A 16323-nucleotide genomic window follows, 5' to 3' on the forward strand; every position below is an offset into this window, starting at 1 on the left:
AGCGTCTCTCAGCTCGGGACCCCAAGAGCCCCCGGACGGGCGCGGACCAACTGGAGCGGCGACTTCCGTGTCCAGCCCGACGATCCACGATAGGCGGCTTGTACGATCACCGCCCTGTCGCTCCGCCTCCGACGTGATCCCGAGAAACCCCGCCCCTCGTGCGCGCTCCTGACGAGTAAGCCGCACGACCAAACAAAGCCTCCCAGGCGCCGAACGCGGCCCCGCTCAACCTAGCCCCGCCGCCGTATTGGGCCGGATCCATACGCCCCTCCCCGGCGACAGGGATGGCTATGATTGTGCGGGAGGATTCAGCGCCGGGGATAAGTTTGGCCGTAAAAGTGAGAAGCGATTGATTTTGCTGGCTTCGGCGTCGCCAATTCCGAGCGTTCACACCCGCCAATCCCCGTAAATCGGTTCCCTCTCCCAGAGGGAGAGGGAGTCGCCTCGCGGTTCCTTCTCTGCTGAGGGCAGAGAAAGGACCCTCACCCCTCGCCGTCGTCGACCGGCTGGTCGTAGGCGGCCATCATCGCCATGTTCAGAATCTTGGACACCGAGGCCGAGAGCGGCGCGATCTGCACAGATTTGGACAGGCCCAGCAGCACCGGGCCGATCACCGTGGCGCCGCCCAGCGACTGAACCAGCTTGGTCGAGATGGAGGCCGCGTGAATGGCCGGCATGATCAGGACGTTGGCGCTGTCGGTCAGGCGCATGAACGGATAGTTGGCGCGCTTTTCAGGATCCAGCGCCAGTTCGGGCGGCATTTCGCCTTCATATTCGAAGTCGACATCCATCTCGTCGAGCATGGCGACGGCCTCGCGCACCTTCTCCGAGCGCAGGCCCATCGGATTGCCGAAGGTCGAATAGCTCATGAAGGCGACGCGCGGCTTGAAGCCCAGGCGGCGGACGGCGCGGGCGGCTTCGCAGGCGATCTCGACCAATTCCTCGGCCTCGGGCAGTTCGGTGACGTTGGTGTCAGCCACGAACAGGGTGTGGCCCTTGGCCAGCACTACCGACATGCCCATGATTCGGCCGCCCGGCGCGGGGTCGACGACGCGCAGCACCTCTTCCAGGGCCTGGTCGAAGCTGCGGGTGACGCCGGTGACCATGCCGTCGGCCTCGCCCAGGGTGACCATCGAGGCGGCGAAGCTGTTGCGGTCCTGGTTGATCAGGCGCTGGACGTCGCGCTTCAGATAGCCCTGGCGCTGCAGGCGCGCGTAGAGCGCGTCCACGTAGTCCGGATTCCGGTCGGACAGACGGGCGTTGATGATCTCCAGGCCCGCGGTCTCGGGGTCCAGGCCCACCAGGCGCATGTTCTCGTGCACCAGGTTCTCGCGACCGCACAGGATGGCCTTGCCGAACCCGCCGCTCTGATAGGCGTAGGCCGCGCGGATGACACTGGGGTCCTCGCCCTCGGCGAAGACGATGCGCTTGGGATTGGCCAGCACCGAGCCGGAGATCTTTTGCAGGAAGCCGGCGGTCGGATCCAGGCGCTGGGCCAGGCCGGCGCGATAGGCGTCCATGTCGGCGATCGGCTTGCGGGCCACGCCCGTATCCATCGCCGCCTGGGCGACGAACGGCGGCACGTACCAGATCAGGCGCGGGTCGAAGGCCGACGGGATGATGTAGTCGGGGCCGAACTTCAGCTGGCGGCCGTGATAGGCGGCGGCGACCTCGTCGGGCACGTCCTCGCGCGCCAGCATGGCCAGGGCCTGGGCGCAGGCGATCTTCATCTCGTGGTTCACGCGGCGGGCCCGCACATCCAGCGCGCCGCGGAAGATGTAGGGGAAGCCCAGGACGTTGTTGACCTGGTTGGGATAGTCGCTGCGGCCCGTGCCCATGATCGCGTCCTTGCGCACGCGCTTGACCTCTTCGGGCGTGATCTCCGGATCGGGATTGGCCATGGCGAAGATGACCGGGTTGGGCGCCATCGAGGCGATCATCTCGGGCGTGAAGGCGCCCTTGGCGGACAGGCCCAGCAGCACGTCGGCGCCGACCACGGCTTCGGCGAGCGTGCGCTTGTCGGTCTCGACCGCGTGGGCGCTCTTCCACTGGTTCATGCCCTCGGTGCGGCCGCGATAGAGCACGCCCTTGGAGTCGACGGCGATGCAGTTCTCGGCCCGCACGCCCATGGCCTTGATCAGCTCCAGCGAGGCGATGCCGGCCGCGCCGGGGCCGTTCAGCACGACCTTCACGTCCTCGATCTTCTTGCCGGTGATGTGGCAGGCGTTGATCAGGCCTGCCGCGCAGATAATCGCCGTGCCGTGCTGGTCGTCATGGAACACCGGGATGTCGAGCAGTTCCTGCAGCTCGGTCTCGATGCGGAAGCACTCGGGGCTCTTGATGTCTTCCAGGTTGATGCCGCCGAAGGTGACGCCGATGTTCTTGACCACCGTGATGATCTCGTCGGGGTCCTTGGTGCTGACCTCGATGTCGATCGAGTCGACGTCGCCGAAGCGCTTGAACAGGACGCTCTTGCCTTCCATCACCGGCTTGGAGGCCAGCGCCCCCAGGTCGCCCAGGCCCAGAATCGCGGTGCCGTTCGAGATCACCGCCACCAGGTTGCCCTTGGAGGTATATTCGTAGGCCATGTCCGGATCGGCGGCGATGGCGTGCACGGGCACGGCGACGCCCGGCGAATAGGCCAGGCTCAGGTCGCGCTGGGTGGCCATCGGCTTGGTCGGTACGATGGCGATCTTGCCGGGGGTGGGGTGACGGTGGAAGGCCAGGGCCTCCGCATCCGTGAAGGTCTTGCGTTCCGCGTCACTCATCCGGCGTTTCCCATTCCTGCTGCGCAAGTCGATGAAGGGGCGCGCCGATCGATGCGGACACGCCCTTATATGTCCGTACCGTAACGAGGGGGGACGGACCTCACAACCGGGTCGGATCGCGAAAATCCCCGCAAACGCTTGTTGGGCTTGGCGTTGCGTCAAGCGCGGCGCCGTTGCGGAAGGCGGGGTGAGGTTGACCTGAAGGGGCGGAACGGGTGATTTGCCCGGGCAAGTTTCTCCTGGAGTTCGCCTTGTCCCAGCCCGTGAAGATCGCGATCGCCGGCGCCAACGGCCGCATGGGTCGCGCCGTCGCCCAGGCGCTGGACGGCCGGGCCGACGCCGTGGTCGCCGCCCGCTTCGAGCGTCCAGGCGTCGAAGGCGAAGGCTTGGTCGCGCGCGAGGCCGCCCTGGCCGCCGCCGAGGCGGTGATCGACTTCACCCTGCCCGAGGCCTCGGTCGCCCTGGCCGAGGAGGCCGCCGCCAGGGGCGGACCGGCCCTGGTGATCGGCTCGACCGGGTTTTCGGATGAGCAACTGGCCCGCATCGACGAAGCCGCAAAGACCATCGCCATCGTCCGCTCGGGCAACTATTCGCTGGGCGTCAACATGCTGATGGGCCTGGTGCGCCAGGCCGCCGCCGCCCTGCCGGCGGAGGACTGGGACGTCGAGGTCTTCGAGGCCCATCACAAGCGCAAGATCGACGCCCCCTCGGGCACGGCCCTGATGCTGGGCGAGGCCGCCGCGCAGGGACGCGGGGTGGCTCTTTCGCAGGTCGCCGACCGTGGCCGCGACGGCGTCACCGGCCCACGCAAGGAGGGCGACATCGGCTTCTCGGTGGTGCGCGGCGGCGGGATCATCGGGGAGCACAGCGTGATCTTCGCCGGCGAGAGCGAGAGCCTGACCCTGTCGCACTCGGCCATCGACCGGAGCCTGTTCGCGCGCGGCGCCATCGCCGCCGCCGTCTGGGTAAGGGGCAAGCCGCCGGGGCTCTACGACATGCAGGACGTGCTGGGCTTCAAGACCTAGGGATCCAAAGCTTGGCCGGGGGGCTTTGTTAGGACACCAGACGCCAGGACGTGATGGCACGACCCTCGACCGAACCGACAGCAGACGCCCCGCCGCAGCCCGTCATGGCCGCGCGCCGCCATGCGCGCCTGGTGGATCTGGGCCTCGAGGCGGTGTCGCTGTCGATGATGGCCTTCATCGCCACGGGCCTCGTGGTCTGGTCGGGCCGCCGCGAGATCAGCCGCGAACTGGCCGAGGCCTGGCTGAGCGAGCGGGGCATCGAGGCTGCAGTCCAGCTGGAGGATGTCGACGCCACTGGTTTCGTCGGCAAGGTGCGCCTGGGTCCGGCCAATGCGCCGATCTTCGCCGCTGATCGCCTGGAGGTCGCCTACGACCTTTCGACGCCATGGAGCGGGCAGCGCTTCGGGATCCAGACCAAGGCCGTGCGCCTGGTCCGACCGCGCGTCGCCGCCACGCTCGACGACAAGGGCTTGCGGCTGGGCGCGCTGCAGCCGCTGATCGACGAGGCGCTGAAGGCGCCGCGGCGTCCGGACGTTCCCAGTCCGGCAGTGCTGGTCGAGGACGCGCGGCTGGACCTGACCACCCCCGGCGGCCGCGCGCGGATCACCGGTGACGCCAGCCTGGACGCCGGTCAGTTGTTGCGCCTGGACGCGCGTCTCGCGCCGCTGCGCCATATCACGCCGGACCTGACGATCAACGCCCGGGGCGCGACCGTCACCGCCCGCAAGCGCGGCGACCGACTGACCCTGGATGTCACCCTGGCCCTGGACAGCTTGGAGAGCGCGCCGGGCGACCTCGCCGCGACCACCGCCCGGCTCAGCGCCGACCTGCCCTATCCGGATCTCGTCGGCAGGACGGCGCGAGGCCCGGTGAAGGCCCAACTCTCGCTGCGCGCCGACGCCGCGCGGCTCGGCGATGGCCAGGTCGAGGGGATGGACGCCAATCTCTCCTGGAACGGCCGACTGGACGGCGGTCCGCAAGACGTCGCCTTCATGGGCAAGGGGCGGGCGGTTCTGCGCGGCGAGCGCCTGTCGACACCGTCGCTGACGGCGCGCGAAGCCTTCCTGGCTCTGGACCTCGCGCGCGTCGTCGGAGGCCGCCAAGACGGCCGCTTGCGCATGCGCGGCGCGACGGCTCTCGACCTGCGGGCCGGCCAGGCGATCGCAGGCGGCGCGGCCATGCGGAACCTGCGCGCCTCGGGATCGTCGGACAACGTGGTGCTGGCGACCGACGCCGAAGGCGTTCGCCTGGACGGTCCGTTGAAGATCCAGGCGAACGCCGATCGGCTGGCCATGGGGGCCCTGGCCTTGGCGTCCGCGCGCGCCATGGCCAGCGGCCGGTTCGGCCAGGGTCCGCAAGGCCTGACCCTCAACCTCGACGGCGAGGCGTCAGGCGCGAGCGGCGTTTCGGGACCTGACGCGGAGCGGCTGGCGGCCCTGATCCCCAACCCCGCCTATGGCGCGCCGGTGAGCCAGGCGCTACGCACGTTCCAGCTGGAGGCGCCGGGCCTGGGCCTTGAGATCGCCAAGGGACGAACGCGGGTGGCGCTGTCGCGGGAGGCGCGCCTTGCCGCGCCGAACGGCGTCCTCCTGACCGCCTCTGCGCCCAACGGCCTCCTGGTCGACGCCGGCCCGGGCGGGGCGCAAGGCGGCCTGCGGGCGGCGCTCTCCGGTGGCGGCCTGCCGACAGTGCGGCTGGCGGCGGCCGACTGGCGCGCGACGGGGGGCGTGATGACCTCACCGCTCACCCTCGCGACCGAAGGCTTCGACCTGCCGCCGCTGCGGGGGATCGGCGGCCAGATCGATGGCCAGGCCCGACTTGCCGGCGGCCGCTTCACCCTGGTCACGCGACAGTGCGCGCCGATCACCGCGAAAGCCTACGCCCTGGGCGAGAGCCCCATCACGAACATCAAGGCCACCCTCTGCCCGACCGCCGCGCCGCTGGTCGCCGCCGGGCCGGGCGGATGGAGCGCCGCCTTGCGTTTCAAGGACGGCGAAGGCGACGTGGCCAGCGCTCAAGCGCACCTCCAGACGATCCAGGGCGAGGCCGTGCTGGGCGGCGCGCGCGGCTTCCAGCGCGCGGAGGTGCGCGTCGACAGCGCGGCCGTCGCCGACAGCGCGCCGGAGCGGCGGTTCAATCCGGTCCTGGCCAAAGGACGGCTGGCGCTGTCGGACGGGCTCTGGACCGGGGGCTTCCAGGCGACGACGCCGGTCGGCGCGCCGCTGGGCGAGATCCGCCTGCGCCACATCGTGGCCACGGGCCGGGGGCAGGCCGATATCGACGCCTCGAAGCTGGTGTTCGCGCCGGGAGGCCTCCAACCGGCGGAGCTGTCGCCGATGGCCGCCTTCGCGCGCGAAGCCAAGGGCGGGGCCAGGTTCACCGGCGTCTTCGCCTGGGATCAGGCCGGCGCCACCAGCCGGGGACGCCTGGTCGCCGACAAGATCGACTTCACCAGCCCGATCGGCTTCGTCGCCACCCTGGACGGTGCGATCGACTTCACCAGCCTGGCGCCGCTGGCCAGCGCGCCGAACCAGACGATGCGGGTGGTGAAGATCGACTCGCTGGTGCCGCTCACCGGGGTCGAGTCGGTGTTCCAGTTGGGCGCGGAGGTGCTGCACGTCTCCAAGGCCACATTCGAGGCCGCCAAGGGGCGGGTCTCGATCGAACCGATCGACGTGCCGTTGGGGCCGGACAAAACCATCAAGGGCGCCGTCGTCATCGAGCATCTGGACCTCGGCGAGTTGATCGCCGCCTCGTCCCTGGCTGACCGCATCAAGATCGACGCCGTGGTCGACGGCCGCCTGCCCTTCACTTTCGGACCCGAGGGCCTGAGGTTCCAGAACGGCCAGGTCCGCGCGATCCAGCCTGGACGGCTGGAGATCGCCCGCACGGCGCTGTCGAACGTCGCCGCCAGCCCGGCCGACGCGCCCGGCGCGCCGCCGACCCAGCCGCCCGGCCAGGTCAATGCGATCCAGGACTTCGCCTATCAGGCCATGGAGAACCTGGCGTTCGACCAGTTGGAAGCAGGCGTCAACAGCACCGACAACGGACGGCTGGGCATCCTCTTCCACGTGAAGGGCCAGCACGATCCCAAGGTGGCTGAGAAGGCCCGGATCGGGATCCTGGACCTTTTGCGCGGCCGCGCGTTTGACAAGCGCATCGCCCTGCCGGCCAAGACGCCTGTGGACCTGACCCTCGACACATCGCTGAACTTCGACGAGCTTCTGGACGCTTGGCGGCGTTCCTTCTCCGGCGAAGCGCCCGACTCGCCCCGTTCAGGTCCGGTTCAACCGTGACCCGTCACCCTGCATCCGAACTGGAGACCAGACGCATGAGAAAGCGCGCCCTCTTGATGGCCCTTATCGCGACGGGAGCGCTCGGCGCGGCCGCGTGCACGCCAACCGTCCGCGTTAAGGTCGACCCGATCAATATTTACGCCAAGCTGGACGCCGACGTGCGCGTGCGGCTGGACAAGGAAGTCCAGTCGCTGATCCAGCAGAACCCCAACCTGTTTTAAGCAAGGAGGACCGACATGATCCGCAAGACGATGACGGTTCTGGCCCTGGGTGTGGCGATGACCGCCGCCGGCGCGGGCCTGGCCATGGCCCAATCGGCCGCCGCCAAGGCGACTGTCGACGCCGCCAAGACCGCCGGTACGGTTGGCGAGCAGGCCGACGGCTATCTCGGCATCGTGTCGGGTGGCGACGCAGCCCTGCGCGCGGCCGTGGCCGAGATCAACACCGGCCGCGCCGCCGCCTACAAGGACATCGCCGCCAAGACCGGCGTGACCGCCGAGGCCGCCGGCCAGGCTACAGCCAAGCAGCTCTACGCCCGCCTGGCCCCGGGCCAGTACTGGAAGCCGCTCGACGGCGGCTGGATCAAGAAGTAACCGGCCGCGTTCCGGCCAAGAAGAAGGGCGGCCTCCTCGCGGAGGCCGCCCTGACTTTGCGTCCTACCCCGTTTACGGCGTCTGTCGCGCGGGGGAGGGCTGGGTGTCGTAGCGCTGGGCCTCCGCAGGGGTCTGCACGCCGTTATTGACCTCGACCGCAGCCAGGTCCTTGGCGCGGTAGCTCCAGGCTCCGAACAAGGCGATCGCCGCCAGAACGGTGGAGACGATCAGCACCCAGAAGATGTGCTTACCCCAGCGGCCCTGGCGGGCTCGGGTGGCGTTGACGCGCGGCGCCGTATCGTTGGGCGCGGCGTGATGATGAATGTCGGCGGGCATGACGCTTACCTCCTTATGGGGTCCAGATGCGAACGGCGTCTGCGCGCTGGTGGTCGTGGAAGGCCTGCACCGTCCCGGCAGAGGCGCCCATCACCGCGATCACGACCAGGGCCATGATCCGCGAACGCGTTCTTTTTTGACGCTGGCTGAGCGTCGAGACGAAAACCGTACCGCCATGTTCGGCCACATAGGTGCGAATCACGACGCTGCTCCCCTGCCCGGCGGACCCGGCGTCCGCCCTGCATTCTCAACGTCCTGGCCGTGCGCCCGTTCCGAGGATTTGGCGGCGCGCCGTTCGCGAGGCCGCAGCGGAAAAAATCGCACATCAACGGGGAACCAAGCGCCAACGGCTCCGTTCTGTATTGGCGAAGGCGGCGACGCCCCCCCGACTTGAGACTGGCGCAAGCCAGTCTGCCGCCTTCGCACCCCCCTTTGTTGATGCGAACTCAGGCGGACCGGATTTCCGGACCGCCTTTCTTTGTTGGCGCGAACACTTGCTTCGTGAGCGTAAGCACAGCCCCCTTGTTGCGCTCACGCCGGATCAGCGGGGCTCCAGGTCGAACAGCACGTCGGCGCGACGACGCAGAGGCGCAGCGGCGCCGGACGTGGAGACCGCGCCCGCGTCGCCCACCGCGGCCATGTCCACATCCACCTTAGCGAAGCCGACCCGCGCTAGCGCCCGGGACACCGCTTCGGCGCGGCGACGCGATAGCGCCAGGTTGTCCGCCGGCGCGCCCACGGCGTCGGCCAGCCCGACGACGCGCACCGATCGCACCGTGCAATCGCGCGCCTGGACTTTGGCGTTGTCGAGCACCATCCGCGCCTCGCGCGTCAGGGCGGCGCTGTCGCGGTCGAAATAGAGCGAGGCCTGGAAGTCGGCGCAGACCGCCGGCGCAGCCGCCACGGGCTTTCGCAAGGTCCGGAATGGCCCGTCGGTGGCGGCGCATCCGGCGGCGGCCAGGAGCGCGCCGCCCAGGATCAAGGTGCGTATGGTCTTCATGCCAAACCCTCCGTCAGAAATCGCGGACATGACAAAGGCGACCGGCGGGGCCGGTCGCCTCTCTGGCGCATGCTGTTCGCACGCGTGGCCCCTTAGTAGCGGGGCGCGCCGTCTTCCCAATAGTAACGGCCGCTCCGCGAGTCGTAGTAGTAATATCGACCGGCGCGTTCGTCATAGTACTGGCGACGGTTGACGCTGGTCGCGCCGCAGCCGCCATCCTCGCGACAGCCCTTCACCGCGCCCGCCGTGCCGCCGATCGCGGCGCCGATCGCCGCGCCGGTTCCGGCGCTGCCGCTGCCCACATTGTTGCCGATCACCGCGCCTGCGATCGCGCCGAGCGCGGCGCCGCCGGCGGCGTTGCGCTCGACATTGCCGGTCGAGGTGCACGCCGCGGCGAGCACGCCGACGCCCATCAGGGCGATCATGGTCGTTTTCATCTTGGCTCTCCGTTCCGAGCTGTCCCAGCCCAGCAAACGGCTCCAGCGGCCGAGGGTTCCGCGCGCAAGCGGAACCATGGCGCAAGCGGACCGTTGCGTGGCGGCAGCTTTCGTGAGGGGGTGTGCGCATGAAGCGCATCGACGTGATCGCCAACATCGCCTCCGGCTCGGTAGGACCGGACGCTCCCGAACTCGCCGAGCGCCTGCTGGCCGAGCATGGCGTGGCGGGGGTGGTTCATGCTCCTGCGCCAGGAGAACTGGTCGGCTGTCTTCGGGCGGTCATCGACAGCGCGCCCGACGCGGTCCTCGTGCTGGCCGGGGACGGCACCGCGCGCGCAGCTGCGGAAATGGCCGGACCGCAGGGCCCCCTGATCGCACCGCTGCCTGGCGGCACCATGAACATGCTTCCCCACGCTCTCTACGGCGAACGGCCCTGGCAGGCGGTGATGCGCGATTGCCTGGAATCGGGCGAGGCGCGCGCGATCTCGGGCGGGGAGGTGGACGGGCGGCTGTTCTTCGTCGCCGCGATCCTGGGCAGTCCCGCGTTGTGGGCCACGGCGCGTGAAGCGGCGCGGCAGGGCCGGCTGGACCTGGCCCTGGCGCGCGCCCGCCGGGCCTTCCGACGCGCCTTTTCCGGCCGCCTGCGCTACGTGCTGGACGGCCGGCCCAAGGGCAAGACCGAGGCCCTGACCTTTCTGTGTCCGTTGGTCTCCAGCGCGCTCGACTCGGATGAGCAAGCGCTGGAAGCCGCGGCCCTCGACCCCAGCGGCGCGATCGAGGTCTTTCGCCTGGGGATGAACGCCGCCTTTGGCCAATGGCGCGACGACCCTGCGGTGTCGGTGGGCCGCTGCCGCACCGGTCGGATCTGGGCCAATGGACGCATCCCCGCGATCCTCGACGGCGAACCGGCCCGGCTGGACGCCGAAGCGTCCGTCCGTTTCCGACCCGACGCGTTTCGCGCGCTGGTCCCGGCGAACCGATGAAGCTGATCCAGCTTTCGGATATCCATTTCGGCGGCGAGAATGTCGAGGCTGTCGCGGCGGCGGGAGCGTGGATTCGCGCGGCTGCGCCCGACCTCGTCGTGGTCGCGGGCGATCTTACGCTGGACGGAAAGACCTCGGAATTTGACGCTGCCGCGGCCTGGCTCAGCGCCTTGCCGCAGCCGCTGATCGTCACGCCCGGCAATCACGACACGCCGTTCGTCGGCCCCGGCGAGCTCTGGGAAAGGTTCACACAGCCCTGGCGACGTTTCTGCGACCGCTTCGGCGTCGAGGACGGGGCCCGATGGCGCGGCGAGGGCGTGACGGTGACCAGCCTGAACACCGCTCGCGCCGCCCAGCTGCGCTGGAACTGGTCGAAAGGCGCGGTGGCCGGGGGCCAGATCCGACGTGTGGTGCGCGAGCTAGAGGCCGCGCCGGTCGGTGACCTGCGGGTCGTCGTCTGTCACCATCCGCTGATGGAGGTTCTGGGCGGACCGATGACGGCGCGCGTGCGCGGCGGCGTCGATGCGGCCAACCGGTTCGTGCGGGCCGGCGCCGACATCGTGCTCTCGGGACACATCCACCTGCCCTTCGTGAGCGCGCTGCCGTTCGGCGACGGTCGGACCCAGGCGGTCGGATCGGGCACCCTGTCGCAACGCGAGCGGGGCGCTGCGCCGGGCTTCAACGTGATCGAGATCGAACCAGGCTGCGTGCGCGTCAAGGCCATGGCCTATGCGGGCGGCGACTTTGAGGCCTGGCGGAGCTGGGCGGTCGATCGCCGCGCCTGAAGACTGCGGCGGCGCGAACCGCGTCGCGCCGCCCTTGGTCCCCCGTCAGGTCGGAGCCGGATAGGCCCAGCCCTGCGCCCCCGACTTGGCGGCCGCGTACTGGCTGTCGGCCAGGGTCCAGTTGATCAGGTTGTCGAACACGGCTTCCAGGAAGCCCTTCCGCAGGTTCTGGTAGTCCAGATAGTAGGCGTGCTCCCAGACGTCGGCGACGGCCAGGGCCGTCAGGTCTTGCGTGACCGGGCTCTCGGCGTCGTGCGTGGAGATGATCTTCAACGCGCCCGAGGCGTCCGAGACCAGCCACACCCAGCCCGAACCGAAGTGGCCGATCCCTTCGGCGACAAACTTCTCCTTCAGCGCGTCCATGCCGCCGAAGGTGGCGTCGATAGCGGCGGCGAGCTCGGCGCCCGGCGCGGTCTTCGCCGGCGACAGGCCGTCCCAGAAGAAGGCGTGGTTCCAGGCCTGGGCGGCGTTGTTGAACACCTTGCCGGGACCGGCGCCCTTGATCACCGCTTCCAGCGTCCCCTTGTCGTCACCGTTCAGCAGGCCGTTGAGGGCCGTGACATAGGCGGCGTGGTGCTTGTCGTGGTGGAAGCGCAGCGTATTGGCCGAGATGGTCGGCTCCAGCGCGTCATAGGCGTAGGGCAGGTCGGGAAGCGTGTACGGCATGATCACTCCATGGGAAGGCGTTCCCATGAAGGGAGGAGCGGGAACGCGCGGGAAGGCATCTAGTGCGCGCGGGCGCGAAGCGTAAGCGGCTTCGACCATCCCGAACGCTCAACTTTCGTTGAGAAATACCCCTGGAAACTTGGGGTTTCCGCGCATCGCGCGCCGGACAAAGCTCTGGTGCGCGACGCCGGGTTTGAGCTCCAGGTCAGCGTTGCGGCGGCTTCGGGTCGAGAAACGCCTTGGCCACGCTCGCCGTCAGACCCGGGTTCTTCAGGGCGAAGATTCCGGCCGCCAAACCGAGGCCGATCGACATGATCGGACGCTCACGCACGATCTCGATAATCTTTCCGGTCATGTCGAAGCCGGCGGGCGGCGGCGCCTGGTGGCTGGCGGTGCGATGACCTTCGACCTTGCGCGCGGCGATCATGCCGGCGATGGCGACGATCAACGCGGCGACAGCGGCCACGATCGCGGCCGCGCCGGCGGGCGTGACCAGCGGAACCAGCATCGCGTAGAGCGCGAACGCGGCAGACACGACGCTGACCGCGGCGGCGGCGGCGATCGCCGCCGCCGCCGCCAGCGTCATCAGGGTTTTTTCAAACATCAGCGGTTGTGACGGCTGCCGCCGGCGATCAACAGGCCAATCAGCACGCCCACGCCCAGGCCGGCCAGGGTGGCGGTGATCGGACGTTCGCGGATGCGGTCGGCGGCGTAGGCTTGCGCCTCTTCCAGCGTCTGACCAGCGGTGTCGGTATAGGCTCGGCTCTGGGCGCGGAGGGTTTCGAACCCTTCGGACACGGACTTCTCGACGCGCTTGGCGGCTTCGGTCAGCGAGACACGGGCCGCGTCGGCGGCCTGGGCGAAGCTGCGCTCGGCGTGCTCGACCGCTTCCAGAGTCGCGGTCTTGGCCTTGGCGGCTTCCTTGGCGGCGGGGGAGCTGGCGGGCATTGGATCTTATCTCCTGTTCGCGACGCGACCGACCGGGCGCTGCTGACGCGCCCCGTCAACGCCGAGCTTGGCGCTAGGGTTCCAAGTTAGCGCAACGCCCCAAGCTTCACCACCGAGGAATCCAAAGGCGCTCGCGCTACACGCGAAGCGAGGCTAAGGTCGAATCATGGACGACGCCCTCAAAGCCAGCGACGAGCGCCGGGAAGCCGAGCGTCTGGCCGCCCTGCGGGGGCTGGACATTCTGGACGGGGCCGTGAACCCGCCCGCCCTGGCGCGTCTGGTCAGGCTTGCGGCCAAGCTGTTCGACGCGCCCAAGGCGGCGATCGCGCTGGTGGACGAGACCCGCATCTGGCGCGCGGCCTATCTCGGCTATAGCAGCCCCGAAGCCCCCCGGCGCGGCGATCTGGCTGACCGCGTGGTCGCAACCAACGCCCCTATCGATCTTGCCGCCCCCATCCGCGACGGCGAGGGCCGGCCGCTGGGCGCTCTGGTGGTCGAAGGCCCCGGCATGGGCGGCCCCGCCTCGGACGACGACCTCCTGGCTCTGACGGACCTCGCCGAGCTCGCGGCCGAGGCGCTGTGCGGGCCGTGCGCCAAGGCCCCGACCCTCGAAAGCGAGCGCCTTGATCTAGCTGTCGAAGCTATGAAGGTTGTTCACCCGGAGGCGGGCTTGAACGAAGCTGGGGTTGCGACACTCCACTTCCATGGCCGGGAGCCCCCGGATGAACATCCATCAGAATGCCCGCCTGACGCCGCTTGGTCGAGCGGCGATGATTTCACGGATCGAGGTTGAAGGCTGGTCGGTGGCTAGGGCCGCCGAAGCCTTCGGAATTTCACGCCAGACGGTCGGTAAGTGGCTGCAACGGCATCGGCGGGGCGGCGAGCGAAGGCTTCACGACCGCAGCTCGGCGCCCCGCCGATGTCCGCGCAGGACGTCCGCGGAGATCGTCGACCAAGTTCAGACCCTGCGCCGCCAGCGGATGACAGGGCCGGCCATCGCCCGCAACCTGAGCCTGGCCCGCTCGACTGTGGGGCTGATCTTGCGCCGGCTGGGCCTGGGCAAGCTATCGGCCCTGGAGCCCAGGCCGCCGATCGTCCGATATGAGCGCGCCGCGCCTGGCGAGATGATCCACCTCGACATCAAGAAGCTGGGCCGGTTCACCGTCGAGGGCCATCGCGTCACCGGCGACCGGCGGGCGGGACGTTCCAAGAAAGCCGGCTGGGATTTCCTGCACGTCTGCGTCGATGACGCCTCGCGCTTGGCCTACACCGAGATCCTGCCCTCCGAAGGCCAGCACGATACGACCGCCTTCCTCGAACGCGCCCTGGCCTGGCTGAGCCGCCACGGCGTCGCCGTCCAGCGGGTGATGACCGACAACGGTTCGGCCTATCGCTCCAAGCTCTTCGCCCAGGCCCTGCGGATCGCCGGCGCCAGGCACGTGCGCACCAAGCCCTACACGCCCAGGACCAATGGCAAGGCCGAGCGCTTCATCCAGACGAGCCTGCGCGAGTGGGCCTATGGCAGGCCCTATGCCTGCTCGGAGGAACGATCCAACGCCATCAAACCCTGGACCGACGCCTACAACCTAACCCGACCACACTCTGGCATCGGCGGCCTCACCCCCTGGCAGCGTGTAAACAACCTTCTTGGAAACGACATCTAGCCATCGCCGCCGCCAGCCTCGGCGAGTTCGAATGGAACATCCACGAGAACGTCTTCAAGATCAGTCCGCGCCTGGCCAAGTTGTCCGGCATTCCCGTGGGCGAGATGGCCAGCCACGACGGTGATAGCCTCTATCCCTACATTCACCCCGATGATCGCGACGCGGTGCGCGCCAGCGTCGACGAACAACTGGCGAAAGACGGCCGCTTCACCGTCGAGTACCGCCGCCTGACACCGGACGGGGCGGGCGAGGTCTGGAACAGCGCTGCGGGCGTGATGCTGCGCGACGCCGATGGCCAGCCGACCCGCCTGATCGGCGTCGTCCAGGACATCACCGAGCGCAAACTGCAGGAGGAGCAGCGTGAGAGCCTGGTCGCCGAACTGGAGCACCGTATCAAGAACCTGCTAGCGGTCGTTCAGTCGGTGGCGGCGCAGTCGGCGCGCAAGTCGGCCTCGCTGGACGTGTTCCTGAAGACCTTCGCCGCGCGGCTTAAGTCCATGAGCTCGGCCCACGACCTGCTCAGCGCCGCCCGCTGGCGCGGCGCCACCCTGGCCCGCATCGCGGCGGCCGAGCTGGGGGGGCTGGCGCCGACCCAGACCCGCTGGGACGGGCCCGAGCTGTTCTTGACGCCTCGCGCCGCCTCCGCCCTGTCGCTGGCGCTACATGAGCTGGCGGTCAACGCGGTGCGCTATGGCTCCCTCTCGACCGAGAACGGCAAGGTCGAGGTGGTGTGGCGGCGCACGCCCGACGGCGGCTTCGCCCTGGAATGGCTGGAGACCGGCGGTCCGCCGGCCACCGCCCCCGCAACCAAAGGCTTTGGCGCCACCCTGATCGAGGACGTCGCCGGTCGCGAGCTGGGCGGCGCGGCCAAGATCAGTTATCGCCCTAGCGGCGTCACCGCGATGATCCAGGGCGCCGCCGAGGCCCTGGCCGACGCGCCCCCGGTCGAGCCGGTCAGCGCCGCCCCCGAACGGATCGTCGAGACGGTGGTCGCCGCCGACGAGACCGTGCGCCCTGGCGCGATCGCCGGCCTGAAGGTGCTGATCGTCGAGGACTCGCTCTTGCTGGCGCTGGAGCTTGAGGCGGGACTGGAAGACGCCGGCGTCGACGTGATCGGTTGCGCGGCGGAGCTTAGCGAAGCGCTGTCCATGGTCGAGCAGGACTTCGACGTGGCGGTGCTGGACGCCGACCTCAACGGACAGTCGGTGGCGCCGGTCGCCGAGATTCTCCGCTCGATGGGCCGACCGTTCGTCTTCGCCACCGGCTATGCCGACAAGGCCGCGCCGATGGGCTTCGACGCCCCGATCGTGCGCAAGCCTTACAACGTTCACCAGATCGCCCGCGCGGTGGCGGGGGTCACTGGACGGGCATGATCGTCCGCCCGGCGACAGAGCGCGATCTCGACGCCTGGGCCGGTCTGCGCGCGGCCTTGTGGCCGGACGGCGCGCTGGGAGAGCACCACGCGGAAGCCGCCGAGACCTTGCGCGAGCCTGACGGCCTCGCCGCCTATGTCGCCGAAACCCCCGACGGCGCCATCGTCGGCTTTGTGGAGGCGGCCCTGCGCCATGACTATGTCAACGGCTGCGACACCTCGCCGGTGGCCTTCGTCGAGGGTCTCTACGTCGCCCCCGAGCATCGTGGGGGCGACATCGCCCGCCGACTGTGCGAGGCCGTCGCCGACTGGGGGCGCGGGCGGGGTTGCACGGAGCTGGCGTCGGACGCCGAGCTCGACAACGTGGCCAGCCACGCCTTCCACAAGGCGGTCGGCTTCGAGGAGACCGAACGCGTCGTCTATTTCCGCAAGGCGCTCTGAGCCGTCCCG

At 69.4% G+C, this 16323-nt stretch carries 17 protein-coding genes and 1 pseudogene; 10 read left to right on the plus strand and 8 right to left on the minus strand.

All coding sequences use genetic code 11. The features are described 5' to 3' along the window. Window positions 1-482 precede the first annotated feature (482 nt). Window positions 483-2768 (minus strand): NADP-dependent malic enzyme, encoded by a 2286-nt coding sequence (locus CSW63_RS22095; RefSeq protein WP_062096612.1) that lies wholly within the window; start codon window positions 2766-2768, stop codon window positions 483-485. Between the two features lie 251 nt (window positions 2769-3019). Here CSW63_RS22095 and dapB point away from each other — a divergent pair, with 251 nt between their 5' ends. From dapB to CSW63_RS22115, 4 genes are read left to right on the plus strand one after another with little or no spacing between them, the layout of a single operon-like run. Next, window positions 3020-3793: a 4-hydroxy-tetrahydrodipicolinate reductase gene (gene dapB / locus CSW63_RS22100; RefSeq protein ID WP_082749550.1), complete on the plus strand. Its 774-nt coding sequence runs from the start codon at window positions 3020-3022 to the stop codon at window positions 3791-3793. 50 nt (window positions 3794-3843) lie between these two features. After that, window positions 3844-7089 (plus strand): YdbH domain-containing protein, encoded by a 3246-nt coding sequence (locus tag CSW63_RS22105; RefSeq protein ID WP_062096614.1) that lies wholly within the window; start codon window positions 3844-3846, stop codon window positions 7087-7089. A gap of 35 nt (window positions 7090-7124) precedes the next feature. Then, the gene (locus tag CSW63_RS22110) at window positions 7125-7310 is read left to right on the plus strand and encodes a YnbE family lipoprotein (protein WP_024265977.1); all 186 of its coding nucleotides are present in this window, start codon (window positions 7125-7127) and stop codon (window positions 7308-7310) included. 15 nt (window positions 7311-7325) lie between these two features. Then, entirely contained in the window at window positions 7326-7682 is a 357-nt protein-coding gene (locus tag CSW63_RS22115) for a YdbL family protein (protein WP_062096616.1), read from the plus strand. 72 nt (window positions 7683-7754) lie between these two features. Here the strand turns inward: CSW63_RS22115 and CSW63_RS22120 are convergent, their stop codons facing one another. The 4 genes from CSW63_RS22120 to CSW63_RS22135 all read right to left on the minus strand — a co-directional run bounded on the left by CSW63_RS22120 (window position 7755) and on the right by CSW63_RS22135 (window position 9455). Beyond that, window positions 7755-8018 (minus strand): hypothetical protein, encoded by a 264-nt coding sequence (locus CSW63_RS22120; protein WP_062096618.1) that lies wholly within the window; start codon window positions 8016-8018, stop codon window positions 7755-7757. A gap of 13 nt (window positions 8019-8031) precedes the next feature. After that, entirely contained in the window at window positions 8032-8220 is a 189-nt protein-coding gene (locus CSW63_RS22125; protein WP_062096619.1) for a hypothetical protein, read from the minus strand. 339 nt (window positions 8221-8559) lie between these two features. After that, a complete protein-coding gene (locus CSW63_RS22130) occupies window positions 8560-9018 on the minus strand; it encodes an OmpA family protein (protein WP_062096621.1) in 459 nt (152 codons plus the stop codon). A gap of 92 nt (window positions 9019-9110) precedes the next feature. Next, complete coding sequence (locus tag CSW63_RS22135; RefSeq protein ID WP_062096623.1) at window positions 9111-9455, minus strand: YMGG-like glycine zipper-containing protein; 345 nt, start codon at window positions 9453-9455, stop codon at window positions 9111-9113. 128 nt (window positions 9456-9583) lie between these two features. Between CSW63_RS22135 and CSW63_RS22140 the strand changes: the two genes are divergently transcribed. Together CSW63_RS22140 and CSW63_RS22145 are read left to right on the plus strand one after the other, a co-directional pair. Next, a complete protein-coding gene (locus CSW63_RS22140; RefSeq protein ID WP_082749535.1) occupies window positions 9584-10438 on the plus strand; it encodes a diacylglycerol kinase family protein in 855 nt (284 codons plus the stop codon). After that, complete coding sequence (locus CSW63_RS22145) at window positions 10435-11223, plus strand: metallophosphoesterase (RefSeq protein ID WP_062096626.1); 789 nt, start codon at window positions 10435-10437, stop codon at window positions 11221-11223. Before CSW63_RS22140 ends, CSW63_RS22145 begins: the two co-directional genes overlap by 4 nt. Window positions 11224-11268: 45 nt before the next feature. Here the strand turns inward: CSW63_RS22145 and CSW63_RS22150 are convergent, their stop codons facing one another. From CSW63_RS22150 to CSW63_RS22160, 3 genes are all read right to left on the minus strand, one after another. Then, window positions 11269-11889: a superoxide dismutase gene (locus tag CSW63_RS22150; RefSeq protein WP_062096771.1), complete on the minus strand. Its 621-nt coding sequence runs from the start codon at window positions 11887-11889 to the stop codon at window positions 11269-11271. Between the two features lie 205 nt (window positions 11890-12094). Beyond that, a complete protein-coding gene (locus tag CSW63_RS22155) occupies window positions 12095-12496 on the minus strand; it encodes a hypothetical protein (RefSeq protein ID WP_062096627.1) in 402 nt (133 codons plus the stop codon). Next, complete coding sequence (locus CSW63_RS22160; protein ID WP_062096629.1) at window positions 12493-12837, minus strand: hypothetical protein; 345 nt, start codon at window positions 12835-12837, stop codon at window positions 12493-12495. The genes CSW63_RS22155 and CSW63_RS22160 overlap by 4 nt, the downstream gene beginning before the upstream one ends. A gap of 166 nt (window positions 12838-13003) precedes the next feature. Here CSW63_RS22160 and CSW63_RS22165 point away from each other — a divergent pair, with 166 nt between their 5' ends. The 4 genes and pseudogenes from CSW63_RS22165 (at window position 13004) to aac(6') (ending at window position 16314) form a co-directional block, all read left to right on the plus strand. After that, window positions 13004-13630, plus strand: coding sequence for a hypothetical protein (locus CSW63_RS22165; RefSeq protein WP_246842035.1), 627 nt, complete (start codon window positions 13004-13006; stop codon window positions 13628-13630). Then, window positions 13560-14501: an IS481 family transposase gene (locus CSW63_RS22170; RefSeq protein WP_099502965.1), complete on the plus strand. Its 942-nt coding sequence runs from the start codon at window positions 13560-13562 to the stop codon at window positions 14499-14501. The genes CSW63_RS22165 and CSW63_RS22170 overlap by 71 nt, the downstream gene beginning before the upstream one ends. Beyond that, window positions 14498-15874: pseudogene (locus CSW63_RS22175) on the plus strand (HWE histidine kinase domain-containing protein); the annotation flags it as partial. The gene CSW63_RS22170 and the pseudogene CSW63_RS22175, both read left to right, overlap by 4 nt. Next, window positions 15871-16314: an aminoglycoside 6'-N-acetyltransferase gene (gene aac(6') / locus CSW63_RS22180; RefSeq protein ID WP_062096633.1), complete on the plus strand. Its 444-nt coding sequence runs from the start codon at window positions 15871-15873 to the stop codon at window positions 16312-16314. The pseudogene CSW63_RS22175 and the gene aac(6'), both read left to right, overlap by 4 nt. The last annotated feature ends 9 nt before the right edge of the window (window positions 16315-16323 follow it).

Origin of the sequence: Caulobacter sp. FWC26 (assembly GCF_002742645.2) — a bacterium.
Taxonomy (GTDB): domain Bacteria; phylum Pseudomonadota; class Alphaproteobacteria; order Caulobacterales; family Caulobacteraceae; genus Caulobacter.